This window comes from Cupriavidus sp. 05T41 (genome assembly GCF_056396525.1).
This window is the reverse complement of record NZ_JBFTLQ010000102.1, coordinates 1-23634: the sequence shown is the minus strand read 5'-3', so window position 1 is coordinate 23634 and position 23634 is coordinate 1. Positions and strand designations below refer to the sequence as shown.

Sequence of the window (23634 nt, the reverse complement as noted above, 5' to 3'; positions counted from 1 at the left end):
GCCGCGGTGCGCGGCGGCGCCAACACCTGGATGCAGGGACTGGGCCCGGTGGCCAACGTCAATGTCAACGTCAACCAGAACATCGCCCAGCTGCAGAGCATCAACGTCAACACGCTCAACAACGTCGGCGTGATCGGCTCCGGCCTCGGGCTGGCGATCGATGTCAATCCTTCGCAGTGGGCCGCCACTCACACCAAGGTTTGAGCGATATGCGCTCCGCCCCGTGGAAACCCCAAGGTTTCCACGGCCAGCGTAGATGCGAAGGCACGATCCAGGGTGTAAAACCGCAAGGAACGCGTCGTGCGACAGACCACCGCTTTGGAAGGTACCTATCCGGCGCTTGAGGTCACGACGGTAGATGCCAACGTCGTTGCCGCAAGCAAGGCCCCAACTGGCAGGCCGGCGAGCCTGGTTCTCCGTGCTCGACGATCGGCAACATCACATGAGCATCCAGTCGCGCCCGTTTCACTCCCAGCAGTTCGGCGATCTGTTCATCGGGCAATCAGCTCAGCAGCGCTGCGACTGCCTGCGCCCCAGCCCAATGGCCGTCGCTGCCCGACGGCGAGCACCAAAACTTGATCGGCCTTCAGAGCCACCAAGCATAGATCCTGCGCTGCTTATGCTGTGGCCGACCCGCGCCTGCCCGCAGTGAACAACAAGCTGATCGCGATCGCCGAGGCAATGGGCACCACCCTGCTGCTGGCCGAGTCCGGCGAGACGTTCATGCAGTCGGCCACTCCGGTGTGCGTGCGGTCGATGGCCGGAGCGCTATCGGTGAAACGATAGCTATACCGAGAGCCCATTTCGAAATGCGAAGCGCTTGTCGCGCAGTATCGGCTTGGTTCTGCGCCGCCCCCGCTGCCTGCTCAGTCGCAGGAAGCGCTCGTTCCTCGCGTATCTCCGCTCGCTGACTGTCGATCCTATCGAGATAGGCGCGAGCGTTCTCTAAACGCCTGTCGCCGAACGTGTGGTGCGCTACATGCTGCCGGAATTCGTCCTCGCTGTGTTTAGCAATCCACTCGCGTCTTTCGGCATCGGTTTCGAAGTTCGCCATGGCTTGCCCCCTGTCGTGCCGAAGGATCGTAGCACGCGAAGAAAGCGAGACTGATGGGGATAGCGGGGTGAGATCAACCAAGCGCAAGAAGCACGTCGATCGCTCCCTCGCCATAGTGTAATGCGGCCTGCTCGGCAGCTACCTCGGTGAAGTAATCGCAATGGTCCGACGCGGGGCCGTAGATGGCGTCGTCATCGGGGTCGGCTTTGTATCGGATTTCGACTGCATACCCCCATTTCTGACCAGGCGGCGGCCTGGCGCCTGGGATGCCTACAATCCAGAAGGTCATGACATGGATGTACATCCCGCGATACTCCTCGGATACCCATGCTGCGCGGTCTCCCAAGGCCGTCTCCCTAGTTGGTTTCGCAGAATTCTAGCGAATGATGGGGACCGGGTGAGTAGAAAACCGGACGTGGATCGCGGTATGTGCCTATTCCTACACGCCCAGAATAACGTCCACCGCAGCCCTGCCTGCTACTTCGGCGACGAGATGTGCCCAGCGGCGCGAGAACGGACCGCCGTGGACTTTGATTCGCTTGCCGATTGCGGCAACGCCTGGAGGCTTTATCGGGCCTTCGATCTGGAACCAGACATCGAACATGTCTTCCGAAGTGGTCACCAAGTAAACATGAAGGTCGAATCCACGGTATTCGGTAGTGCGTTTCATGACTATTCCCCGAGGTTGATAAGGATCCTAGCATGACGCTTGACCACTGCTCCCAAGGCGACTGCCGCACCGTGATGCGCACCTGATCGCCGCCAGCGTGCGCTTGCAGTGCATCGTCACCAGCCCGCCGTACCTGGTGCTAGCAGGCTGTTGAAAAGCACTTTGGCACAAAGGGCGTAGCGCAGCTACACACGACTCGACATGCAAATGACCGCTGAATTCCTACCCTGCCATGCAATTGGGCGCCCCAATTCCGGGGCGCGCCAGCATGGCGCCGTGCGGCAGCCCAGCTTTGGCGGCTCATTGCACTGTTCCTCGCGGCACCGCACCCAGTATTCGTGCGATTCGGGTCAGATTGCTGGCGATCATCGTCAGCTTGAAGTGTTGGTCCACGCGTTCGAGGCCACGATATACGGTTTGGCGAAGCCGTCCGACCGTCTTGCCCCAGCCAAAGTGCTCTTCGATGCGTTTGCGGATGACCTGGCTCACTCGGTATCCCTCGTGCCGCGAGGTACGGCCATCGATTGCGCTGCCGCCAGCTCGCGCGTCGTTGCGCGCTACATGAGGTGTCACCCTGCGCGCTCGGCAGTCCTGAACAAAGTCGTGCGTGTCGTAAGCCTTGTCCGCACCGATCGTCTTGGCATGATTGCCAGGCATGCAGTCGAGCAAGCGCAATGCGCTGGCACGTTCGGCAAAGCCATCGGCGTGACTCACAACCGCGCCGACCACCAGGCCGGAGCGGTTCTCCATCAGAATGTGCCCCTGATAACTGAGGATGGCCGGGCTCTGGGCACTCTTCTTGTACAGCCGCGCACTCGGGTCGGTGCTCGATTCGTGGGTTGCATTGCTGCGCCGCTTACCCTTCCAGTCGGCCTCGGCATTGCGGCCGCCGCCTGCGGGCGGGGTGTCATCCGTGTCGTCCTTGGGGCGAAAGCTCTTATGGCTGGCCCATGCCTGAATCAGCGTGCCGTCGACCGAAAAATGGTCCTTGGACAGAAGGTTATGCCGGTCGGCCACGCTCGTCACCTTCGTGAAAAAGCTCTCGATTACCTTGTGCTCAAGCAACCGATCACGGTTCTTCGAAAAGACTGAGTGGTTCTACACGTCGTCTTCCATCGCCAGGCCAACGAACCAACGAAACAGCATGTTGTAGCGCATTTGCTCCATCAACATGCGCTCGCTGCGCACGGAGTAAAACACTTGCAACAGCAGTGCACGCAGCAACTTCTCCGGCGCAATCGAGGCACGTCCGCTGTCGGCATAGATGGTGCTAAACAGCCCGTTGAGATCCTTCAGTGCGTCGTTGACCAGCAGCCGGATTGCTCGCAATGGATGATCGGCGGGGACGAGGTCTTCCAACTTAACCGTCGTGAACAACGTCTCTTGCATCTCATCCATTCCACGCATCGCATCCGCCACCCGAGTTTATGAACACGATATCCATAACGTCTGGCGCCAAATCCCCGTTTACTCGGGGGCTAAATTCAACAGCCTGCTAGAGCGCGCGGCATGAAATCAGTTCTCAACCTCATGCCAGCCGGCGAAGCTGTTGTTCTTATCGTTCTCGTACGTCCATTTCGTCCCGCAGGTCGAGCAAGTGAACGACGTCTTGGTGACAGCCGCCTTTCCGACGGGACTGAATTTCTCACTTCCGGTTTCCACAAGGGCATCGTGCCCTCGTTCCCCTCGCCTATCCGTGACGATAGAACCGCAAGCATTGCACTTCGCCATGGCCGTCTCCCAAGAAAGGAATTGATCCTAGCATGACCAAGGAACGTCACTGTGGCTTGCTTGGTGAGCCGTACCGTTTTGCTAGTCGCGCCGGCGTTTTCCGTTGTCGCTATTGCACACGCGACACGAGCCTCACTGCTGGCACCGTCATGGAACGCACGCACACGCCGCTGTCGGTTTGGTTCTGGGCAGAGTATCTGGTCGCCAGTCAGACGCCTGGCATGTCGGCCGTTCAGTTCCCGCGCGACTCGGCCTGTCGCGCTACGAGACCGCCTTTCAGATACTCCACGAGTTGCCGCCGGCATGGTGCGCCCCGACCAGGATCGGATCAGTGGCAAGCCTGAGGAACACGTCGAGGCCGATGAGGCCTGCGTCGGTGGGCGGACTCGCGGCAAGGACAGGGGCGTGCACGCCATGGTTCTTGTGGCCGGCGCCGTCGAGGTCCGGCAACGCAAGCTTACCGGCAGCCGCAACATACGCACGTGCGCACGGTATGCCAGACGAGTTCGGCTCGCTCTGGTTCCTGACAGAAGTGCCCGGTCGCTGGGCGTAAGGTGGTTGGACTTCGGATCATGCGTGATGCTCATGACTGCATCTCCCCAGACCGAGCGGGTTGAAATAACAACGTGGACGTCAACGTCGAGGGTGACCAGAGCTTGATCTTGCCCAGCGTCTGTCCAGAGCCAGACCATTTGGGCGCGCCGGCATTTGGTGCGGACAATCACCATGGATCCGCCTCGCCCCAGCAGAACGCCCGGAGCCATCAAGGTCCGCATGGCGGCCACCATCAGAACAGCCACCGCGATCAGCACAATACGTACTACCGCAGCGGCAGCAGTTACTACCACGGCGTATACCGCGATCCTTATGTCTACGCCCCACCGCCAGTGACCTATGTACCGAGGCGACGCCGGGAATCAGTCTCTTCTTCCCCCTGCAGTTTCGTTGAGCAGGAGGAGTGGCGGAATGCCGGAAATTTCCTCTCTCATGCGTACGGCACCGGACTGACTCCATATTCCGCCACAACTATGCTTTGGGACGGATGAGGACGTATCTATCGATACAACGTAGCAACAGCGAGTACTTCAGCGAATCCCCCGAATCGGTGTTCAAGATTCCATGGCAAGGCCATCGACAACGCGATCCGCTAGAACGGCTGCCATCCGCTTGGTTCAATCAGCGGAAGGCATGTTTTTGCAGAACCAGGAGCGCATCATGTCACTCGGAATCATACTGTTGATTGTTTTGGCTGTCTTGCTCGTGGGGGCAATGCCCAATTGGTCGTACAGCAACGGCTGGGGCTACGCGCCATCAGGCACACTCGGAGTGCTTCTTGCTGTGCTCATTGTCCTGTTGCTGCTCGGCCGACTCTAAGGCGGCCATTCTGGAGCATGCCGCGCCAAGAGCCGGCCATGCACGACAGGCGCATGGCCGGCTCGCTGAATCAGCGAACTCCAATCTGAGGAGCACGCGTGCAATCAGGCACGCGCGCGGTGGCAACGCGGTTGCCACCGCCATCCCGCGGCCGGATCGCCTCAGCATCCGGCTCGCAACACCAATGAAGAGGTACATTATGAACAAGGACCAAGTGAAGGGCCGGGTCACAGAGGCCGCCGGGAAAGTCAAGGAAACCTTCGGCAAGGTGACCGGTAATAAGCAAACGCAAGCTGCGGGGACCCTGCAGAAGGAGATTGGCAAGACGCAGGCAGCGTATGGCGACGTCAAGGCGGATATCAAGAAGACGGACTAAAGCAATACAGAGAGGACAAGCACCCGAGCGAGCGCACGGCCGGCGGGATGACAAAGGTGACCAGTCGGCCGGCCGCCGTCCCCTCGCCCCGGCTTTTCCCCGTTTCATGCCGGTGCCGGGAGACACCTATGTTGGACATCATGCTGAATCAGTTCCCGCTCATGGAGCTGGAGGCTTTCCGCGAGACCTGTCTGCGCAACGGGGTCGCACCCGATGGATCTACCGTGACAGCGGTTGAAGACGCAGCAGGCGGGCACGAGGGCGCAGCATCTCGGTACGCTTCGGCAGGGACATCCGCCAGTACGATGGAAGCCAGACCGCCCAATGGACTGGCGATTTCGAGGACGACCTCAGATCGCGCGTGTTCGGCTGAGTTACCCTGGGCCCGCGTACGGCAGCGGACCGACTTCCTGTGGTCAGTAGGAAAATATTGGCTTGGCACAGGCAGGCGACCAGGCCTTTGCAGCCGGACGCCCGGGGCCCATGGAACATCCATACCCGGCTCCCCGCGTGGCCGCAGGAGGTAGCAAGAAATGAAACACACACAGACATTCCTCAAACGGACGGCAATCCTGATCGCCGCCCTTGGCATCGTCTCCTGCAGCGGCACGACTCGGCGAGACACCGATACCGTAGCGGGGGGGCGGGCATCGGGGGCGTCGCGGGTGCAGTGCTGACCGGCGGCAGCGCCCTGGGGACTGTCGGCGGAGCCGCCGTCGGCGGCGTCATCGGCAATCAGGTCGGCAAGTAGCGGCGGCAGCGCTGCCAATCCCATGGAGCTATCGTGAACTTCATCACCGGCGCCGGACCGCTTATTTCGCTGATAGCCGGAATCCTGATTCTTGTGATTCCACGGCTGCTCAACTATATCGTCGCCATTTATCTCATTGTCATCGGCCTGCTCGGACTGTTTGGCGCACATCTGCGCTGAGCGGACATGGGATCCTGCTTCCTACCGGATTCCCGCCGGATCATTCCAGCCCCCTGAGCGGCCTCGGCACCTACGGCCTTGGTTTCGTGACCTTCGGTATCTGTGGCTGGCTACTGGGCGCCCTAATCGGCGCCGCACTTCCGCGACTGCGGCCGGCTCGTCAAACTACGCTCTTGTTGCAGGGCGAGCTCATCATGATCGTCGGTTGCAAAGCCTCTAAGCGCCGAGCGCATTGCGCTGGAAATGGCCCGAGGCGTCGTAGACGCTGACAGACCAGAATGCGCCGGCCGGCACGGTGGGGACGTCGAGACGGTAGCTCGTCGTGCCATCGTTGCGCCTGGGCGTGACGATCTGGTAGAAGGCGTCTCTCTCCGGAATGCCGCCTCAGGCGATGGCACTGCCATGAGGCGGCGCACCGGATCGACCTCCCCGCTCCCGCCAAACATTACCATCCCCAAGCCAGCTCAGGATAAACCATCACACTGTGATCTTGGTTTTGGCTTGCATGCGATCTCCGGCGTTGCTGTTTGCGATGGCCCTCCGCAGAACGGAGGGAATGGCCGCATTCGCCACCATGAACGACTGGTTCTTCGGGCTGGAGGTCAATATCTGGCGCCACTGTAGGCGCCCGCCTACAACGTGAACGGCACCGTGCACTTGCGGGCGATGCCTGTTCGGCCCGTGACGCTACGCCTGCAATATGCAGGCCCGCGTGTCCGCCATCGTACCGACTGGATGGCAAATCGGTGCCAGCCTCAATCTGGCGGATACCGTGATGATGGAGAGAAATCCATCCCCACGCCACGTCGGGCGGCCGCTGTTTCCGGCAGGGCTTGCACGCCGTGCCGCACTCGTGTCCGCAGTCACTGATTGAATCGCATCGAGGTAACCAAAGTGAAAACCATCCATCCCGTCAAGTTTGCGGCCGGTGTCGCCTGCATCGCGCTCGCGGCTAGCCTCTACGCTCCGCTGGGCCACGGGGCCACGGGAGGCGCGGAGGCATCGCTGACAAACCCCAACCCCACCCATGAGACGATGAGCGAAAGCGTCAGCGATACCGCCATCACCACCAAGATCAAGGCAAGCCTGCTCGAGCAAAAGAACCTGCACTCGACGAGCGTCCACGTTCGCACCCGCGAGGGCGTGGTGCGCTTGACCGGCAGCGTCCCGTCGACAAAGCAAAAGCAGACCGCAGCCGACGTCGCCAACGCCACCAACGGCGTGAAGTCGGTGGAGAACCACCTCGTCGTCCGCAAGCTGTGAAGCGTCGGCGGAACCCTTACCATTTCTGGAGCAGATCATGAATCTGAATGAACTAGACCGCAACAGTGGCGGCCCGCGTGCCTCCATTGTCGGCGCGAACGACCCGAAAAACTCTGGGCCCGGCCCTTTCGTGATGGCGGCCGACACGCTGGAAGGCAATACCGTCGTCGGTCCGGGTGGTGACAAGCTCGGCACGGTCGATCACATCATGCTGGACGTCGGCGGAGGACGTATTGCCTATGCCGTGGTGTCCTTCGGCGGCTTCCTCGGCCTTGGCGAGAAGCTGTTTGCCGTACCGTGGTCCGCACTGACCCTTGACACCCAGCGCAAGAGCTTTGTGCTTGGTGTTGACAGGGCCATGCTGGAGGCGGCTCCGGGCTTCGACAAAGACCATTGGCCCAGCATGGCGGATCCGCAATGGGGAACCACCATCCACGAGTACTACGGCGCCTCACCTTATTGGAAGGACTACCGGTACGAAAGGGAGGCTCAGCCCTGACTGCACAGCGGTCCTGAGGTTTTCTCCATCATGCTCCGGCGAACTGCGTCAAACCTCCCAGACCGCGTTAGTGCAGTGTTCCATTCTGTTTGGAACTTAAGCGGCGGTTAGCGCGAATGACCTTCTGCAGGATATCGCGAGCGCTCTTGGTCCAGATGAACGGCTTGGGGTTGGTGTTGTGGTGAGCGATGTACTCATTGATGGCGGCGATCAGTTCCGGCACGCTGGTGAATACCCCCCGGCGAAGTCGCTCGGTTGTGATGTCGCGAAAGAACCGCTCGACCATGTTCAGCCATGATGCCGAGGTGGGCGTGAAGTGCATGTTGAATCGCGGATGCTTGGCCAGCCAGTCCTGCACGGCAGGATGCTTGTGCGTGGCGTAGTTGTCGGCGATCAGATGCAGCGTTTTGTCCTTGGGCGTCTCGCGGTCGATCTTGCGCAGGAATTTCAACCACTCGCTATGACGGTGGCGCTGCTGGCACTGGGCGATGACCTGGCCATCGAGCACGTTGAGCGCGGCAAACAGCGTGGTCGTGCCGTTGCGCTTGTAATCGTGCGTCATGGTGGCCGCGCGCCCCTTCTTCAGCGGCAGCCCGGGCTGTGTGCGATCCAGCGCCTGCACCTGGCTCTTCTCATCGCAGCACAGCACCAGCGCGTGCTCGGGTGGCGACATGTACAGGCCAACGATATCTTCAAGCTTCTCGACGAACTTCGGATCGCGCGACACCTTGAAGCCGCGCACGATGTGCGGCTTCAACCCGTGGGCGTGCCAATGCCGCATGACGGTGCTGGCGCTCACGCCCAACTCGGCGGCCATCTTGCGCGTGCTCCAGTGCGTGGCCGCCACGGGCTTGGCTTGAGTGGTCAGCTCCACCAGCCGCGCCGTGTCCACCTTCAATGGCGGCGCACCGCGCGGCAAGTCGCGTTCAATACCGGCCAGCCCCGATTGCGCATACCGCTCACGCCAACGCGAGACCTGCACGCGTCCGATTCCCAACTGCTCGGCGATGTCCTTGTTCTGCATGCCGTTGGCGGCCAGCAGCACAATGCGTGCGCGCTGCGCCAGCCTCACGCTCGTGAGCTTCGACTGAACCAGCCGCGTCAACTTGGTTTGCTCCTCGTCGGTCAACAGGATCTCGGGGGCAACTCGCACTCGCTCTCTCCACGTTTTGTCGCTGTAGAGCAATAGTCTCATATAAGTTCCACCAAGAACAGAACGCTACATTAGCACCGCGTCGCCTTCGACCCGGTGAAACCGCTTTCTTGCTAGGTGAAATCATGCGCACCGTACTGTATTTCCGACTTCGCGACGCCACGACCGCGCGGAGAATCCAGTCGGGGCTTGCCGAGCTTCCCGTCTCTCCCGTGTGCATCAAAGGTCCATGGTTCATCCAGCATGACGGCCAGCCAGTCGAAGGGTTGCGCAATGCCGCCACCCAGACCACGCATCGCGGCGAATGGGAGGCAGCAGGCTTCCTGAGCGGCGTAGCGCTAGCGATCTATGCGACCCTGTCCCTGGGCACCTCGGCCGGTACATTTGCCACTGTGCTGGCCTGCGTAGCGGCCGGTGCACTGGGCGGACTGGCGGGGGCGTGGCCGGGACGAAAGCTCGACGGATCGATCTGGCGCGGCGCGATCGCCCGGCAACGGACCAGCCTTGCACAAGGCGAGATACTGCTCGTCACCAGCTGCGCCAGGCGGACGAAGGAGTCTCTCAAGCTCATGGTCAATGCCCTGGGCGGCGAGAGCGTTGAAGAACGCAATGAGGCCTTGCCGGATTTCCGCTGGAAGTGATGCATCGGCAAGGAGAAAGACCCTTCGCCTGGGTCTTGCTTGCCGCAGGGCCTCTTAGCCTGTACTTTGCCGTGGCGCAGCCTAGGTATGCTGCCCGTGCGGCGCCACGGGACACTGGCATATGACCGCGTCAGTGCATCCTTCGCGCGCTACCCGCCGACCTGATTGCCGACAACCCTCCAACTGCGGCGCCGGCCACGGTGCCTAGCGCGCTGCTGCCGGTCAACACTGCCTCCGCCACGGCACCTCTCCCGGGCTCGCCACAGTATCCGTGTCGCGCCTGGACACGCCGAGCACACTCACCACCGTTGAGCGCAATGGATAAGCTCAGAAAAATGACGCCCATTTGGTTGCCTTTCACTTTGATATCTCGATTTACTGGTTTCCGCCCCGGACGGAGGCCCTGAGTGGAAGCGACGATGCAGACTGCCACTGCCAGCCTGTTTTGAGGTTGCGTCCGCGTGTCGGTCCGGCAACGTAACGGTGTGCAAAGCGAAGCAGCGCGCCGCGCTCCAGGCTTGTTTCGGTGGCCTGTCCAATAGCGTACCGACACCGCGCTTTTGTCGGCGCGATGATGACTGGTCGCGATGATGACGCCCCGCAATGAAACGCCACCGTCCTCCCTTGGCAGCCCCCTTACGGCCGACGTGGTCCGGTGATCCGGCGGGCCACTCATCCACGCGTCGCTGGTCTCTACAGGAGAATGACATGCAAACTTACCGCTGGCTTTGTGTTGCGGCGCTTTCAATTATGCAAATGGGTTGCTTATCGACGCCCGGCGTATACGGCGGCGAGGGCGGGGATGGTGACCATCACCGTGGACCGGACGAGCGGTATGATAGTCGTCCGAACGGCTCCGTCTATCGCCCTGGCGAGCGCCAGCGAGTCAACTCGATGGAACGGGTCAGTGATGACAGGAAGCAGGAATCCGGCATGAAAAATGGATGGATACAATAGGCAATGACAAGCAATCGCGAGCGATGACGCTCCCAATGCCCCTTCTCTGCCTGCAAATGGCTCGCGCGCTCATGCAGTTGCCGGCGGAATGCATAGCAACAGTTCGTGCCGGCCATCCTCGAGCGGCACGCGCACTCCACCGCCCGCCACGGTAACTGGCAGGCCATCGCGGAGCGCGTGTGGCACGCCGGTAGCCGCCTGGACGCGGATAGCGTAGTAGCAGGCGCCCAGCTTGACGGTCGCTTCAAACCCCGGCCACGCGGCCGGCATCGCGGGGGCAACAACCAGCCAGGCCCCTTCCCTCCGGATGCCAAGGATGCCTTCCATGCCCGCGCGATGCATCCATCCCGCTGCGCCGGTGTACCAGGTCCATCCGCCACGCCCGACGTGGGGCGCCACCGAATAGACATCGGCCGCAACCGCATACGGCTCTACCTTGTAGCACTCTACGGCTGCGGCTGTCCGTGCGTGGTTGATCGGGTTGAGCATCGAGAACAGCTCGACGGCTTTTGTACCGGCGCCAAGCCTGGCGAACGCCAGAACCGACCACATCGCTGCATGGCTGTACTGGCCGCCATTCTCGCGCACCCCGGGCGGATAGGCCCGGATGTAGCCAGGGTCCGGCCCCTCCCGGTCGAAGGGTGGCGAAAACAGCAGCGCCAGCCCATCCTGGCGACGCCACAGATACTGCTCCATCGACGCCATCGCGGTTGCCGCGCGCGCGGGATCCCCCGCCCCCGACAGCACGGCCCACGACTGCGCGATGGCATCGATCTGGCACGCCGCGCTCGACTTCGAGCCTAGCCAGCTGCCATCGTCGAAGGTGGCGCGGCGGTACCAGCCGCCGTCCCAGCCGTGCTGCTCCAGCGCTTCGCCCAGCAATACGGCATGCGCGCGCCAGTCCCGGGCACGGCCGGCGTCGCGCGCCTCGGCATACGGCGTGAAGAGCGTGAGCGTACGCGCCAGCAGCCAGCCCAGCCATACGCTCTCGCCCTTGCCGGCGGCCCCGACGCCGTTCATGCCATCGTTCCAGTCGCCACCGCCCATCAGCGGAAGCCCGTGTTCTCCGGTAAGCGCCAGGCAGCGGTCGATGCCCCGGGCGCAATGCTCGAACAGCGATGCCGATACTGCCCCGGTCAACGGCTGGAAGAAGGCATCGTGCTCACCGGCCTGCAATACCGGGCCGTCGAGGAAGGGCACGGACTCGTCGAGCACGGCCGCATCCCCCGAGGCGGCGATGTAGGTGGCCACCGCGAAGGCAAGCCAGACGCAGTCGTCGGAGATGCGGGTGCGCACGCCCTGCCCGCTGTGCGGCAGCCACCAGTGCTGGACATCGCCTTCGGCGAACTGCCGAGCGGCGGCACGCAACAGATGGTGCCGTGTCGTGGCCGGGCTGGCGAAGGTGAGCGCCATGGTGTCCTGCAACTGATCGCGAAAGCCGTAGGCGCCGCTGGCCTGGTAGAACGCCGAGCGCGCCCAGATACGGCAGGCAAGCGTCTGGTACAGCAGCCGGCCGTTGAGCATGATGTCCATGGCGCGGTCCGGCGTGCGGACCTGCACCGCACGGAGCAGGCCGTTCCAATGCCCGGTCACGGCATCGAGCACGGCGTCGAGATCGGCTGCGCGATAGCGGGCGACCAAGGCGCTCGCCTCGTCCTGCGAGCCGCACTGCCCCAGCAGCGCGACGATTTCTACGGTTTCGCCGGCGGCAAGCTCCACGAAGCACTGCAAGGCCGCGCAGGGATCGCGCCCCGCACCGATGGCGCCCGACAGCGGTGCAGGGCCGAGCAGCGCCGCCGGCGCGGCAGGCGCGCCGTTGCGTCCGAGGAATTCGGTACGGTCAGCGGTCCAGGCCACCTGCCTGCCGCCGAGATCGGCGAAGGCGACCCGTCCCGGGAACGCGGTGCTCCAGGGATTGCGTGCCAGCATGGCACCAGTGGCGCCGTCGATCGCAGTGGCGATGAACGGAGCCGAAGCGCTACGGAAGGTGCCAAGCACCCACTCTGCGAACGCCGTCACCGAAAGGCGGCGGCGGCCAGCCGACAGGTTGCGCAACGTCAGGCGGGAGATCTTGACCGGATCCTCCAGCGGCACGTACTGAAGCAATTGCGCCGAGATGCCGTTGGCCTCGTGCGCAAAACGGCTATAGCCATAGCCATGGCGCGCCGTATAGGCATTGCCGTCGCGGATGGGCTGTGCCGTGGGCGTCCACAGATCGAGCGTCTCTTCGTCTCGGATGTAGATTGCTTCGCTGGCCGGGTCCAGCACCGGATCGTTGGACCAAGGCGTGAGCTGGTTCTCCCGGCTGTTCTCCGCCCAGGTGTAGCCGCTGCCTTGCGCAGAGACCTGAAAGCCGAACGACGGATTGGCGATCACATTGAGCCACGGCGCAGGCGTCGCGACCTCCCCGGTGAGCTCGATCACATACTCGTGCCCATCCTTGTCGAAGCCGCCCAGTCCGTTGAAGAACTCCAGCGGGGCTGTGACCCGCGCTTGCGTGGGGGGTACCGGCGAGACGGAGACAGGCGGGAAGGCCAGGCGCGAAAGCCACTTGCGACGATCGGGGGCCGCACGGGCAGGCGCCTCGGGCAGACGGGCAAGCTGCTCGGCAACGGAGCCGCGGCGCGCGACCAGCGCGACACGGGCAACTGACTGGAGCAACTCGCGCGCCTCGATCCGCATCATGTCCGCGCGCAACGCGTATACCGCCCCACGGCCAAGCCCGTCACCCAGGCGGGGACGCGACTGGCTGCTGCGCACCGCCGTGTCTATCGCGACCTGCAGGTCCTGGGTGTAGGAGGAAGCGCGTTCGTTGACGATGACGAGATCAACACCAAGGCGCTTGAGCCGCCAGTATTCGTGCGCACGCAGCAGCTGGCGCACTTGCGCCATGTCTTCGATATCGTCGATGCGCAACAGCACGATGGGCAGGTCGCCGGAGATCGCGTGCGGCCAGAGCCCCGACTGCGGCCCCGCGCCAGCGAGGATGGCCTCCGCCGGGCTCCGGAAGCGGACATCGGAATACAGGATCGGCGCCGCCAGGCGCTGGAAGTCCGCCGCCTCGCCAGCCTTTGCGTCGAGATAGCGCAGCTGGACCTGGGCCTGGGTCCACGCCAGGGTCTTGGCACGCTCGAACGCGCTGCGGTCGTGGTGCTTGTCGATGAGGACCATCAGTTCGGCACGCGAGGGCGCCACCAGCGTCCAGAAGGCAACCCGGGCAACGCCGCCCGGCGCTACCCTCACGCGCTGCCGGAGAGAAAAGACAGCATCGAGGACCACGCCGGTGGTATTCGACAGCGGCTGCCCGCGTCCCATGCCGCCAGGTGCCCGGGCCGCCGGGCCAGTCCCGAGAAAACGCGCGCGGTCGGTTTCATGCTGGAGATCCGCGATCACGTCGCCTTCGGCCACCGTGAAATGCGCGGCCCATATGCGCGGCTCCCCGTCGGAGCGCGGGCGGCGCGTGGCAATAAGCGCGCCGAACTCCGGCAGGTACTCGGTCTCTACAAACAGTTTGGAGAAGGCGGGATGCGCATCGTCGGCGGACGGCATGGCCAGGACCAGTTCCGCATAGGAGGTCAGTTCGATCTCACGTGGGCGGCGGCCGCTGTTGGCCAGCGATACGCGCCGCACTTCGCCGTCGTCCTCCCCGGAGACCAGCACATCGAGGGTCGTGGCCAGGCTATCGTCGCGGCGGATGAACTCGGCGTGATCCTCGGCGAAGACGACCTCGCAGCCTGCGTCTTCTTCGTCGGCCTTGCGTTCTCCAGGCTGCGGGCTGGCAGACCATACCTTGGCGCTTTGCGTATCACGCAGGAAGATGAAAGAGCCGGCATCGTCGCGCGTTGCATCCTCCCGCCACCGTGTCACGGCAAGATCGCGCCAGCGGCTGTAGCCTGCGCCGGTGGTCGTCAACATTACGGCGTAGCGGCCATTCGAGAGCAGATGCGTGACGACGGCGCCGGTGGTGGCGCCCGGGTACCTGCGCACCGTCGAATCCTCGTGGCCCGCCTCGCCCCTGGACGCCTTCACCTCCTCGGCCCGCGGATGGGAAATGGCAACGTTGCGCGGCATGCGCTCCTGCAGCAGGAGTTCCGTGGCCTGAATCATCGGTTCGCGGTGGAAGCGCTCGCGCATCTGCCCCGCATGCAGCGTGTTGGCGATCGCGACGATGGTCATGCCCTGATGATGCGCCATGTAACTGCGGATGATCGCGAACTCCTCGTCCTCCGGCAAGCGGGAGCGCGTGAAATCGACCGCTTCATAGAAGCCGTATCGCCCTTTCGCCCCCATGCCGGCTAACCGCACGTAGTTACGCTGGGCCGCTTGCGGATCGACCATGGCCGCTAGCGCGGTCGCGTAAGGTGCAATCACGACGTTGTCCGACAGACCGCGTTTGAGCCCGAGTCCTGGTACACCGAAGTTGGAGTACTGGTAGGTGAACTCCATGTCGCGCGCGTTGTAGGCCGACTCGGACACCCCCCACGGCACGCCCAGCAAGCGGCCGTAGACCTGCTGGCGCTCCACCACCAGCCGGTTGGTCTGCTCCAGCAGGCTGCCGCCCGGCGCGCGCATCACCAGAGACGGCATCAAATACTCGAACATGGACCCAGACCAGGAGATCAGCGCCGAACCGTTGCCCAGCGGCGTGGCCGTGCGGCCCAGGTGGAACCAGTGGCGCGTGTCCACGTCGCCCTTCGCGATGGCGAACAGGCTGGCCAGCCGCGCCTCCGATGCCAACAGGTCATAGCAGCTCACGTCGAGGCGGTTGTCCTCCTGCGAATAGCCAATCGACAACAGTTTGCGCTCGCGGTCGAACAGGAACCCGAAGTCCATCGCCAGCGCCATTTCGCGCGCCTCGGCTGCAAGTGCCTGCAGCCGCGCTGCGAGCTCGCCCGGCGCCGCGGCGCTATGAAGCCGGTCCTGCTCGTGCTCAGCCATGGTCTTGCGTAACGCTTCGACCCAGAACGCAAGGTCCGCGAGGCTGTCATCGCCCGCCGCCGGCAAGATCGCGCGGGCCGTCATGGTGGCTTTTTCCGTCAGCCGCCTGAGCGTGGGCGACAGCGTGCCCATGGGCTCCGTGCCGGCGAGCCGGGTTTCGATGTCCTCGATCAGCCCGCCCAGGACGCCACCCCGCTCCCCGCACGGCGTGGCAAGGCTGGCAAGGGCTTCGCGCGCGAGCCTGATCGTGTCCATCATGCCGGGCCGGAAGTCCGGCACCGCCGCGGAATCGGTCCATTCCTCGCAGGCATTGGCCAGCACGATCAGGTGGCCGGCCAGGTTGCCGCTGTCCACCGACGAGACATAAGCGGGCGTCAGCGCGCGCAGGTCCTGCGTGTCATACCAGTTATAGAAATGCCCGTGTAAGCGCGGCAGCTTGCGCATGGCGGCGAAGGCGGCTTCCAGGCGCTCGACCGTCGCCACGGTGGCGCTCCAGCCAAAGTCACGCGCGGCAACGGCGGAGAGCAGATAGAGGCCGATATTGGTAGGCGACGTCCGGTGCGCCACCACGGGCCGCGGCCGTTCCTGGAAATTGTCGGGCGGCAGCATATTGTCCGCCGGTGTGACGAAGGTCTCGAAATATCGCCAGGTGCGGCGCGCCGTCAGGCGCAGGTCGCGCGTGTCCGGCCCCGACGCCAGCAGGTGCCGGGCCACCGTCGGGGAGCGGCTGACGCCTAGGGCCAGCGCCGGTGCTGTCAGCCAGAGCAGCCCCAACGGCAGCAAAAGCGGCCAGGAAGGCCGCGCAAAGGCTAAGGCGCCCGCCATCATGGCTAGCGTCAGGGCGACCCCGCCTCCCATTTTTAGATAGAAACCGGTAAGATCCAGCCGTGGACTGCTCATCGACTGCGCGGCTGTGGTCCACTCCAGCAAATGGCGCCGCGTGAAGCGCAGGCGTACCAGGGTTCTTAAGATGGCATCGCCCATCCGCCAAGCCTGGTCGGGCAGGAACGCAAGTGTGAGCAGCACCTGCGTGGCCGCGGCGTGCAGATCCGCCGTCAGCATCCGCAGGTGGTTGCGCATCTGGATGCCCGCGCGATGCGGGACCAGCGAAAACAAGCCAGGAAAGAACGCGGGAAACGCGATGGCGGCGAGCAGCATCCCCGTGGCCCACAGTCCGGTTGCCAGTGGCAGCAGCCAGCACACGCCCAAAGCCAGCAGCAGGACGGGCGTCAGCAAGGCGCGACGTAGGTTATCCAGCATCTTCCAGCGGCCCAGCATCGGCACCGCCTCACTGCCGGCGCGGCCCTTGAAGATCCAGCCGAGAAGCTGCCAGTCACCGCGCGTCCAGCGGTGCTGGCGTTTGGCGGCAACATCATAGCGCGACGGGAAATCCTCGACGACTTCGACATCCGAGGCCAGGCCGGCGCGAGCGAACACGCCCTCGAAGAGATCATGGCTGAGCACCGCGTTTTCCGGAATGCGGCCGTGCAACGCGCGCTCGAAAGCATCTACGTCATAGATGCCCTTGCCGGTATAGGAACCTTCGCCGAACAGGTCCTGGTAGACATCGGACGCGGCGGCCGCATAAGGATCGATACCACCGGGCGCGGAGAATATCCGCTGAAAGACGGACCCCTCGCTGCCCACCGGCAGCGAGGGCGTCACGCGCGGCTGTAGCACGGCATAGCCGCCCACGATGCGTTGCAGCCGCTCGTCGAAGCGGGGCCGGTTCAGCGGGTGGGCCATCTTGCCGATCAGCCGCAGTGCCGCATCGCGCGGCAGGCGTGTGTCGGCGTCAAGCGTGATGACGTATCGCACCCCGGCGGGTACCTGCGGCGGCTCACCGTTGGCACCGACATAGCTCGTGTCGGTGGCGCCGCGCAGCAGCCGGTTGAGTTCATGCAATTTGCCGCGCTTGCGCTCCCAGCCCATCCATGTCTGCTCGCTGGCGTTGAAGATGCGGCGGCGGTGCAGCAGCAGGAAGCGATTGCCCGCAGGACCCGGCCCGTGGCGGCGATTCAGTTCCTCGATCGCATCCGCGGCCATGGCCAGCAGCGCCGAATCGGCCGACGCCGCTTCCTGGTCCGCATCGGCGCCGTCGGTCAGCAGGGCGAAGGTCAGGTCACCGCCGGCACCGGCAAGGTGGTGCACCTCCAGGCGCTCGATCTGCTCCCGCAAGCTGGCTTCGCTGACCAGCAGCGTCGGCACAGCGACCAGCGTGCGCAACGATGACGGCACGCCATCCAAAAGCTCAAGACCGGGCAGGATGGACGCGCCAAAGCTCCAGACCATCACGCGGTTGACCAGCGTGGTCGCCACCTCGCTGGCCGGCACAACGCAGATGACGCCGATCAGCGCCAGCCAGCCAGCCGCGAGCCCGGGATCCGGCACTGAGGCCAGCACCCAGAGGAAGGCGGCAAGCACACCGACGGTGGCAAGTAGGATCGCGCCCACATAGCCGCCAATGCCGAGAGCGACATTGATGCGGCTGAAGCGAAGGCGAGGCGGCGGGCGAAAGCCGATAGTCCGCTCGAGGGCGAGCCGCCCCTCTGCAATGAGGTGATAGCCGGGATCGCCGGTGCGCTCGGCCTGCGCTGCGCTGGTGGTACCCGCCACCGCAGCGTGCGCGGCCGACAGGGCGATGTCCGCAATAGCGAGCTCCGATACCGGCGAGCCCCGTGCCAATTGCTCGATAGCGCTGCGGTAGAGATTGCGCGTGGCAAAGTCCATTGCCGCAAAAGCGCTCCCCGCACGTAGCCGCTGGTCAACCAGGCTCACGCTCTCGAACAGCTCCGCCCAGTCGATATCGGAAATCAAGCGCATGCTGGTAATGACGTTGCGCACGGTCACGTTGGCCGCGCCTTGGCGCTGCTGCGCGCGCCGCACGACGCCGTCGATCGACGCGCCCTGCCGGCCAAGCCGCTGCTCCAGCCACCCGAGCGTGGGCGTGGTTCTCGGATCCTGGTCCCTGAGCCGCTTCGCCAGCTGCGCGGCGAACAGCTCCGAGAGGGGCGATGCCGAGCGCGAGGCGATATCGATATCGAGTGCCGAACCGGCGCAACCTGACACGAGCAGCTGCTTCGATAGTTGGTCAGCATCGGCGCGTGCGACGCGACCAGCGGTGATCTGCTCCGCCAGTCGACGCAGATTCTCCACCAGGACAATGCGCAGGGTGATGGCGACCGCCCACAGCTCGCCGATGGTCAGGGGCTGGACACGTTGATAGGCGGCAATGAATCGGCGCAGTGTGTCCGGGTCAATATGGCTGTCGGTATGCGCCACGAAGGCCCATGCCAGCCCGAATATCCTGGGATACCCGGCAAACGGCCCTTCGCTCAGCTTTGGCAGCTGGCGATAATATCCGGTGGGCAGGTCGTCACGGATCTCGCGGATCTGCGCTTCCACCAGATGGTAGTTGTCGAGCAGCCATTCGGCCGCGGGCTCCACGCCCCTGCCGCTCTCCAGTTCCGCCGCGCTGGCACGATAGGCTGCGAGCAGGACCACGGCATTGTCATTGAGACGGCTGCGCAAGGACGGCACCCGCGGCGGCTTCGGCGTGACCGGCTGCGCCGAGGCGAGGCTTTGCGCATGCTGCTCCAGCCGTTCGGTGCCGAACAACTCCTCGCGCACCGGTGCCGTGTTGTTCCATGGTGATGCGGTTGAAGGGAAATCGAACGTACGGAGCAGAGCTGAATACATGAACGCCTTTGAGATATTGGCTGCGGCACCGCTACGGTTGCTTGCGCTGTTCTTCCTTCGCGTCTCCGTAGGAAGCCTGTACCTCGCCGACAAGCTGTTCGACCTTGCCTCTGAGTTGGGTTGTCTTGCGTCCGGTGGTCTTTCCAAACATTTCCCTCAGTCTTCCCTTCGCCTTCTCGAGGCGGCCCTTCACCTGGCTTATATTCATGACACCGCTCCTTGATGATGGCGGCCGGCCGGCCAATCGCGCGCCGGGCGTCACGCGCGGCACAACTCTGGCTCGCGCGCCCAAGTCTGGCCACGGCCGCCTAGAAGCGGTCCATCAGCACCAGCACTAGCACCACGATCAGCAATGCACCCAGCACGCCACTGGGCATGTAGCCCCAGGAGCGACTGTGCGGCCACGTCGGCATGGCGCCGAGCAGGACAAGCACGAGCACGACCAGCAATACGGCGGTTCCTAGCATGGAACACCCCTTCCCCGACTCCGCGTTGGCCAGGTCGCCGTTGCTCTCCGCCAAGGGGCCTGAATCATCGAGCCCGACGCGTAGTCGGCCGCGTTACCTGAATGGATCTGACCCCCTTGCGATCAATGTGCCATCGAGAATGGGGATTGTCGGTACGCTGACGGACACTACTGCCGGCGGACACCCAGCAACGGCGCGGGACCAAGTGCCGCCGAAAACCGTGTCGCCATCACCCCACCCTCCTGACAACGCGCTGGACTATATTTTTTAGCGGTGGCACGGTTGTTCGCGCGACGAAGATCCGCGCGCATTGCCGCCAATATGCCGGATCTTTCATTTGGCCGGCGCCGGAGGCGCGACATGAGTATCTTGGATGAGCCGAAAACTAACCATCTGCGAGCAGTACTGCCTGAAGAGACTGGTTGCGCCTTGAACGGCACCTCGATTTCACTGAACTGCCCCTGCGGCACGTGGTCTACGAGTCCGGCGATCAGCTGGGGGCGGCGTACTTTCCCACCAGCGCGATCGTATCGCTGCTCTATGTGATGGAAGACGGATCATCGGCCGAGATCGCCATTGTCGGCAACGAAGGGATCGTCGGCATTGCGCTGTTCATGGGCGGCGAAACCACGCCGAGCCGCGCCATCGTGCAAAGCGCCGGCTACGGATACAAGCTCAATGCCAAGCTCTGAAACAGGAATTCGCGCGCGGCGGCCCGGAGCGGCGCCTGCCGCTGCGATACATCCAGGCCCTGATTACCCAGATGGCTGCCGACCAAAGAACTGACGATGACGCAGGAGTGGATCTCCAACATGCTAGGCGCGCGGCGCTCCGGCGTCACCGACGCGGCGCTGAAACTCCAGAACGCGGGCCTGATCCGCTACAGCTATGGCCATATCTCGGTGCTCGACCAGCCGGCGCTAGAAAAGCACGCGTGCGAATGCTACGCCGTGGTGAAGAAGGAGTTCGACCCCGAACTTGCCGGCCGTCTGAGAAAGCCGCGCCGTCCCTAGAACCGCGGCTTCGAGGTATCCCCCGCGCCCTTCGCATTGGCATAGTCAAGCACGGCCTCGCTCGTGGGCGCCAGCGAACAGACTCGAAGAGGCTGGAAGCTTCAAACGTGCCGCGACGCGTAGCGTCATCGGGTTCACCTGAGATGGGGCAGCAGGTCCCCATGTTCTTCGACGCCGACGCCCCCCGATCCGCACAGCACCGATCGCACCTTTCCCTTCTCCGCAGTCTTGCAGCCGACGACCATCAGGATCTCGCCCTCGGACAAAACGGCTGCGTGCCGTGCCAGATGTGGCCGCACAACCCGGCTTCCGGCCAGTCCCCCGAGGCACCAGCCGGCTATCCCGCCGATGACAAAGCCAACACAATACGCGGCGATGCCGACCAGCAGTGTGGCCCGGTCACTGTAGTATCCGGCGATTACCGCACCCAGCAGCGCGCAAATCGCATACCCTGCGGTCGCCCCTTCACGCCGGAAGGTGATATGTGTGGCATCGACAGCGGGAAATCCCTTCACCGGCCTGAACGCCTCGCCGAAGAACCACGGACCCGAGACATGGGCGGGTGGCTGCCCAAGCGGAAGCAGGCGGTCCCACCCGGCTTTGGCCGAAACGGCATCCTCGAAGCGAAAGTACAGAAGGGAACGCATGGCGGCACCTCGACGTCTCGAGCATACCGGCTACAGGCCTCGGCCCATCCGCTGCGTTATCGCAGCCGGTGTTGTCGATCGATAGGCCATGTATGCGCGGGCACCGGCGACGCGTCTGTCCGGTGCCGGACATGACCAATGCCTGGAACCCCTTATCGAGGGGGGGACAATGCCCGGACATAGTCCGGGCTATCTCGATCCCATGGCGGCCGGCACTCGGCCCGGCTGCATCGGCGGCGGCACCGCCAGCCACCGTGAATCGATTCATACCGCGGGGGCGCATGTCCGCCATCGTACCGACACGCAGGCGCTACCGTGCCAACCTTCATCTATGGGCGGGCCTGGTGCCCCCCCGTGCTGGCAGGCCGATGAGAGCCTCGCCTCGGCAAGGAATTGCGCGAGAGAACCATGCTAGGTGTTCTGGTGGTCGTCGTATTGGCGATGACTTTGGTGGCAGTCGTGTCAGTCTGGCACCATAGCCGTGTATGGGGCTATATGCCGGCAGCGTGCTGGGGACATTGCTACTCGTGGTGTTGATACTTGCCTTCTTCGGCAGGATCTGAAGGCGGGCAGTGTCCCTCTACGGAGGAGGCACCGCCGGCGACGCCCATGCCGTGCGCACGGGCAGGGAGTATTCCATGCAATCCGGGATATCTGGTATAGCGGTGGTAACCTATCGCACTGCGCCATCCAGTTGGTTCTTCGCCGAGGTCGATGGGACATGGATCTACCGTTTCGGCCCATTTAGCAGCGCGAAGGCCCTCGATGACGTCCTTACGGTGATCTACGCAACGCCGCCGCAGCGGGCCGCGATCGCGCCGGTGGGCGAGTGCGACGATGCTGTCGTGCTGCTTGCCGCCGCCGCGCTCGCAGCGCCATCGCCGCCCGGACGGAGGATGCCAGCATCGGCGGGCACGGTGACTGGGTGGCGCACCTTGCTGCACAGACTGCATTTTCGCGGCGCGCCGGAGATCGTCATCCACTGACAGTGGTGGTATATGCCCGGGCCATCGGCTTGACCGCGCCCCGGCGGCAATCTCCTCCCTGCCCTGCCGCCGTCGCGCGCCGCCGAGGCATCTGCGATCCCCCGGCGCGCTCATCCCACCCAAAAGAGATCACTCATGGCATTCGTCTTCCCCCTCTTCCTCCCCAAGACACCCCTCGCACTGCCAACTGCTATCGCTGCAGCGCTGCTGGAGCTACCCACCCCGGCCAGAGAGGTGCCAGCCGCCGCACACCGGGTGCACTGGACGCGTCCCGACCGGATGGAAACGCATATCCGAGAGCTGCATATGCAGCTCCGCATCACAATGTCGCAGCAGGATCACTGGCAGAAGATCGCGCAGGTGATGCGCGGCAACGCCGGCACGATGGCGTCGCTGCACCAGCAGCGCAGCACCGCCGCCAGGGATATGACGGCCCCCGGCGATCTCAACGCCTGCCGCACGATCGCCGAGGTGCATGCCGAAGGCATCCGCAAGCTCGCATCCGTGTTCCAGGCGCTCTACGACAGCATGTCGAAGGTGCAAAAGCAGAACGCCGATATGGTCTTCCTCAGCCGGCAGATACGGCCCGCATCCAGGCAAGGCTGACCCTGGCATGCCGCGAGCCAGCGTTGTCGATTCGCGCGTCCGGCACCGGACAGACGTTGTCGCGCCTGCGCCCTATTCCTGCGAGTGCCGTCCTTGAGGCGAGCATGCGGGGCCTGCGCGCACCGCAATCGGTCCCCCGCGTCCCATTTCTCCCGGCAGCACGAAACGGACTATCTGGCCTACAACGGCTATGCCGACCACTGGAGCGGCGCAGGCGTCCGGGACGGACTCCTCTGTCTCCAGGCGAAGTGGCAGCCGGCTACAGCGGACCGGGGCAGAGCCAGCGCGAGGGGGACGGCACGCATCTGCGCAGCGCGCAAGCCATTGCGCACTATGCCATTCATGCCTGGACGGTGACATCGGCCACATGGAAGGCTTGCTCACGGTCTCGCTCGACCTGTCCCGCGAAGTCCTAAAGGCCGCGCCGCGCTACGATGACGAAGCACCCTGGACCAGCGGCAGGAAGCCGGCATTCATCAGCACTAGTACAACATCCCGTAAATAGATTTAATAATTATCAGGCTGTAGGTACGGCTCCAGGAGCGTGACGACCACCTGGGCCATCTCGTCGAGCGAGCCTGCGCCTGGCAACGGCTCCCAACGCCCACTATGGTTGCGAAAGGCGGCGC

20 protein-coding genes and 4 pseudogenes are annotated in these 23634 nt (G+C 63.9%); 15 read left to right on the top strand and 9 right to left on the bottom strand.

What is annotated here, in order from left to right:
• Together AC1DKV_RS35665 and AC1DKV_RS35660 are read left to right on the top strand one after the other, a co-directional pair.
• Positions 1-204 (top strand): hypothetical protein (locus AC1DKV_RS35665; protein WP_441650501.1); only part of this gene is annotated, 204 nt, incomplete at its 5' end.
• 444 nt (positions 205-648) lie between these two features.
• Positions 649-786 (top strand): hypothetical protein, encoded by a 138-nt coding sequence (locus AC1DKV_RS35660; protein WP_441623791.1) that lies wholly within the window; start codon positions 649-651, stop codon positions 784-786.
• 341 nt (positions 787-1127) lie between these two features.
• On the opposite strand, the gene AC1DKV_RS35655 is transcribed toward AC1DKV_RS35660, so the two are convergent.
• The 3 genes and pseudogenes from AC1DKV_RS35655 to AC1DKV_RS35645 all read right to left on the bottom strand — a co-directional run bounded on the left by AC1DKV_RS35655 (position 1128) and on the right by AC1DKV_RS35645 (position 3131).
• Entirely contained in the window at positions 1128-1358 is a 231-nt protein-coding gene (locus AC1DKV_RS35655) for a hypothetical protein (protein WP_441623789.1), read from the bottom strand.
• Between the two features lie 135 nt (positions 1359-1493).
• Positions 1494-1724: a hypothetical protein gene (locus AC1DKV_RS35650; RefSeq protein ID WP_441623787.1), complete on the bottom strand. Its 231-nt coding sequence runs from the start codon at positions 1722-1724 to the stop codon at positions 1494-1496.
• A 300-nt stretch (positions 1725-2024) separates the two neighbouring features.
• Positions 2025-3131, bottom strand: a pseudogene (locus AC1DKV_RS35645) (IS5 family transposase).
• Between the two features lie 371 nt (positions 3132-3502).
• Between AC1DKV_RS35645 and AC1DKV_RS35640 the strand changes: the two are divergent.
• The 5 genes and pseudogenes from AC1DKV_RS35640 to AC1DKV_RS35620 form a co-directional block, all read left to right on the top strand.
• Positions 3503-4004, top strand: a pseudogene (locus tag AC1DKV_RS35640) (IS1595 family transposase); the annotation flags it as partial.
• A 570-nt stretch (positions 4005-4574) separates the two neighbouring features.
• The gene (locus AC1DKV_RS35635) at positions 4575-4829 is read left to right on the top strand and encodes a DUF3309 family protein (protein WP_441623785.1); all 255 of its coding nucleotides are present in this window, start codon (positions 4575-4577) and stop codon (positions 4827-4829) included.
• Between the two features lie 199 nt (positions 4830-5028).
• The gene (locus AC1DKV_RS35630; RefSeq protein WP_441623783.1) at positions 5029-5205 is read left to right on the top strand and encodes a CsbD family protein; all 177 of its coding nucleotides are present in this window, start codon (positions 5029-5031) and stop codon (positions 5203-5205) included.
• 533 nt (positions 5206-5738) lie between these two features.
• Positions 5739-5956 (top strand): annotated as a pseudogene (locus AC1DKV_RS35625) (glycine zipper 2TM domain-containing protein).
• Positions 5957-5989: 33 nt separating this feature from the next.
• Positions 5990-6136, top strand: a complete 147-nt coding sequence (locus tag AC1DKV_RS35620) for a DUF3096 domain-containing protein (RefSeq protein WP_441623781.1) — start codon at positions 5990-5992, stop codon at positions 6134-6136.
• Between the two features lie 216 nt (positions 6137-6352).
• Here the strand turns inward: AC1DKV_RS35620 and AC1DKV_RS35615 are convergent, their stop codons facing one another.
• On the bottom strand, positions 6353-6430 hold the full coding sequence (locus AC1DKV_RS35615; protein WP_441623797.1) for a hypothetical protein: 78 nt from the start codon (positions 6428-6430) through the stop codon (positions 6353-6355).
• Positions 6431-7006: 576 nt separating this feature from the next.
• Here AC1DKV_RS35615 and AC1DKV_RS35610 point away from each other — a divergent pair.
• Both AC1DKV_RS35610 and AC1DKV_RS35605 read left to right on the top strand, forming a co-directional pair.
• Positions 7007-7399 (top strand): BON domain-containing protein, encoded by a 393-nt coding sequence (locus AC1DKV_RS35610; protein ID WP_441623779.1) that lies wholly within the window; start codon positions 7007-7009, stop codon positions 7397-7399.
• A 37-nt stretch (positions 7400-7436) separates the two neighbouring features.
• Positions 7437-7898 carry a PRC-barrel domain-containing protein gene (locus AC1DKV_RS35605; RefSeq protein WP_441623777.1) on the top strand — a complete coding sequence of 154 codons (462 nt, stop codon included), beginning with the start codon at positions 7437-7439 and terminating at the stop codon, positions 7896-7898.
• Positions 7899-7965: 67 nt separating this feature from the next.
• Here AC1DKV_RS35605 and AC1DKV_RS35600 read toward each other — a convergent pair whose 3' ends face one another.
• Entirely contained in the window at positions 7966-9051 is a 1086-nt protein-coding gene (locus AC1DKV_RS35600) for an IS630 family transposase (protein WP_441623776.1), read from the bottom strand.
• A gap of 125 nt (positions 9052-9176) precedes the next feature.
• Here AC1DKV_RS35600 and AC1DKV_RS35595 point away from each other — a divergent pair, with 125 nt between their 5' ends.
• Both AC1DKV_RS35595 and AC1DKV_RS35590 read left to right on the top strand, forming a co-directional pair.
• Entirely contained in the window at positions 9177-9692 is a 516-nt protein-coding gene (locus AC1DKV_RS35595) for a hypothetical protein (RefSeq protein WP_441623774.1), read from the top strand.
• A 708-nt stretch (positions 9693-10400) separates the two neighbouring features.
• Positions 10401-10649, top strand: coding sequence for a hypothetical protein (locus tag AC1DKV_RS35590; RefSeq protein WP_441623773.1), 249 nt, complete (start codon positions 10401-10403; stop codon positions 10647-10649).
• Between the two features lie 69 nt (positions 10650-10718).
• Here AC1DKV_RS35590 and AC1DKV_RS35585 read toward each other — a convergent pair whose 3' ends face one another.
• The 3 genes from AC1DKV_RS35585 to AC1DKV_RS35575 all read right to left on the bottom strand — a co-directional run bounded on the left by AC1DKV_RS35585 (position 10719) and on the right by AC1DKV_RS35575 (position 19753).
• On the bottom strand, positions 10719-19286 hold the full coding sequence (locus tag AC1DKV_RS35585; protein WP_441623771.1) for a glycoside hydrolase family 94 protein: 8568 nt from the start codon (positions 19284-19286) through the stop codon (positions 10719-10721).
• A 31-nt stretch (positions 19287-19317) separates the two neighbouring features.
• A complete protein-coding gene (locus AC1DKV_RS35580) occupies positions 19318-19437 on the bottom strand; it encodes a CsbD family protein (protein ID WP_441623795.1) in 120 nt (39 codons plus the stop codon).
• Positions 19438-19594: 157 nt separating this feature from the next.
• Positions 19595-19753: a DUF3309 family protein gene (locus AC1DKV_RS35575; RefSeq protein WP_441623769.1), complete on the bottom strand. Its 159-nt coding sequence runs from the start codon at positions 19751-19753 to the stop codon at positions 19595-19597.
• A 360-nt stretch (positions 19754-20113) separates the two neighbouring features.
• Here AC1DKV_RS35575 and AC1DKV_RS35570 point away from each other — a divergent pair.
• Positions 20114-20766: pseudogene (locus tag AC1DKV_RS35570) on the top strand (Crp/Fnr family transcriptional regulator).
• Between the two features lie 134 nt (positions 20767-20900).
• Here AC1DKV_RS35570 and AC1DKV_RS35565 read toward each other — a convergent pair.
• Positions 20901-21413: a hypothetical protein gene (locus tag AC1DKV_RS35565; protein ID WP_441623767.1), complete on the bottom strand. Its 513-nt coding sequence runs from the start codon at positions 21411-21413 to the stop codon at positions 20901-20903.
• A gap of 408 nt (positions 21414-21821) precedes the next feature.
• Between AC1DKV_RS35565 and AC1DKV_RS35560 the strand changes: the two genes are divergently transcribed.
• From AC1DKV_RS35560 to AC1DKV_RS35550, 3 genes are all read left to right on the top strand, one after another.
• On the top strand, positions 21822-21950 hold the full coding sequence (locus AC1DKV_RS35560; RefSeq protein WP_441623765.1) for a DUF3309 family protein: 129 nt from the start codon (positions 21822-21824) through the stop codon (positions 21948-21950).
• Between the two features lie 101 nt (positions 21951-22051).
• The gene (locus AC1DKV_RS35555; RefSeq protein WP_441623763.1) at positions 22052-22399 is read left to right on the top strand and encodes a hypothetical protein; all 348 of its coding nucleotides are present in this window, start codon (positions 22052-22054) and stop codon (positions 22397-22399) included.
• 135 nt (positions 22400-22534) lie between these two features.
• Entirely contained in the window at positions 22535-23005 is a 471-nt protein-coding gene (locus AC1DKV_RS35550) for a Spy/CpxP family protein refolding chaperone (protein WP_441623761.1), read from the top strand.
• The last annotated feature ends 629 nt before the right edge of the window (positions 23006-23634 follow it).

Coding starts and splice junctions, on each gene's coding strand:
- AC1DKV_RS35655 (WP_441623789.1), bottom strand. CDS start 1,358: ATGTACATCCATGTCATGACCTTCTGGATTGTAGGCATCCCAGGCGCC.
- AC1DKV_RS35650 (WP_441623787.1), bottom strand. CDS start 1,724: ATGAAACGCACTACCGAATACCGTGGATTCGACCTTCATGTTTACTTG.
- AC1DKV_RS35635 (WP_441623785.1), top strand. CDS start 4,575: ATGGCAAGGCCATCGACAACGCGATCCGCTAGAACGGCTGCCATCCGC.
- AC1DKV_RS35630 (WP_441623783.1), top strand. CDS start 5,029: ATGAACAAGGACCAAGTGAAGGGCCGGGTCACAGAGGCCGCCGGGAAA.
- AC1DKV_RS35605 (WP_441623777.1), top strand. CDS start 7,437: ATGAATCTGAATGAACTAGACCGCAACAGTGGCGGCCCGCGTGCCTCC.
- AC1DKV_RS35595 (WP_441623774.1), top strand. CDS start 9,177: ATGCGCACCGTACTGTATTTCCGACTTCGCGACGCCACGACCGCGCGG.
- AC1DKV_RS35590 (WP_441623773.1), top strand. CDS start 10,401: ATGCAAACTTACCGCTGGCTTTGTGTTGCGGCGCTTTCAATTATGCAA.
- AC1DKV_RS35585 (WP_441623771.1), bottom strand. CDS start 19,286: ATGTATTCAGCTCTGCTCCGTACGTTCGATTTCCCTTCAACCGCATCA.
- AC1DKV_RS35580 (WP_441623795.1), bottom strand. CDS start 19,437: ATGTTTGGAAAGACCACCGGACGCAAGACAACCCAACTCAGAGGCAAG.
- AC1DKV_RS35575 (WP_441623769.1), bottom strand. CDS start 19,753: ATGCTAGGAACCGCCGTATTGCTGGTCGTGCTCGTGCTTGTCCTGCTC.
- AC1DKV_RS35565 (WP_441623767.1), bottom strand. CDS start 21,413: ATGCGTTCCCTTCTGTACTTTCGCTTCGAGGATGCCGTTTCGGCCAAA.
- AC1DKV_RS35560 (WP_441623765.1), top strand. CDS start 21,822: ATGCTAGGTGTTCTGGTGGTCGTCGTATTGGCGATGACTTTGGTGGCA.
- AC1DKV_RS35555 (WP_441623763.1), top strand. CDS start 22,052: ATGCAATCCGGGATATCTGGTATAGCGGTGGTAACCTATCGCACTGCG.
- AC1DKV_RS35550 (WP_441623761.1), top strand. CDS start 22,535: ATGGCATTCGTCTTCCCCCTCTTCCTCCCCAAGACACCCCTCGCACTG.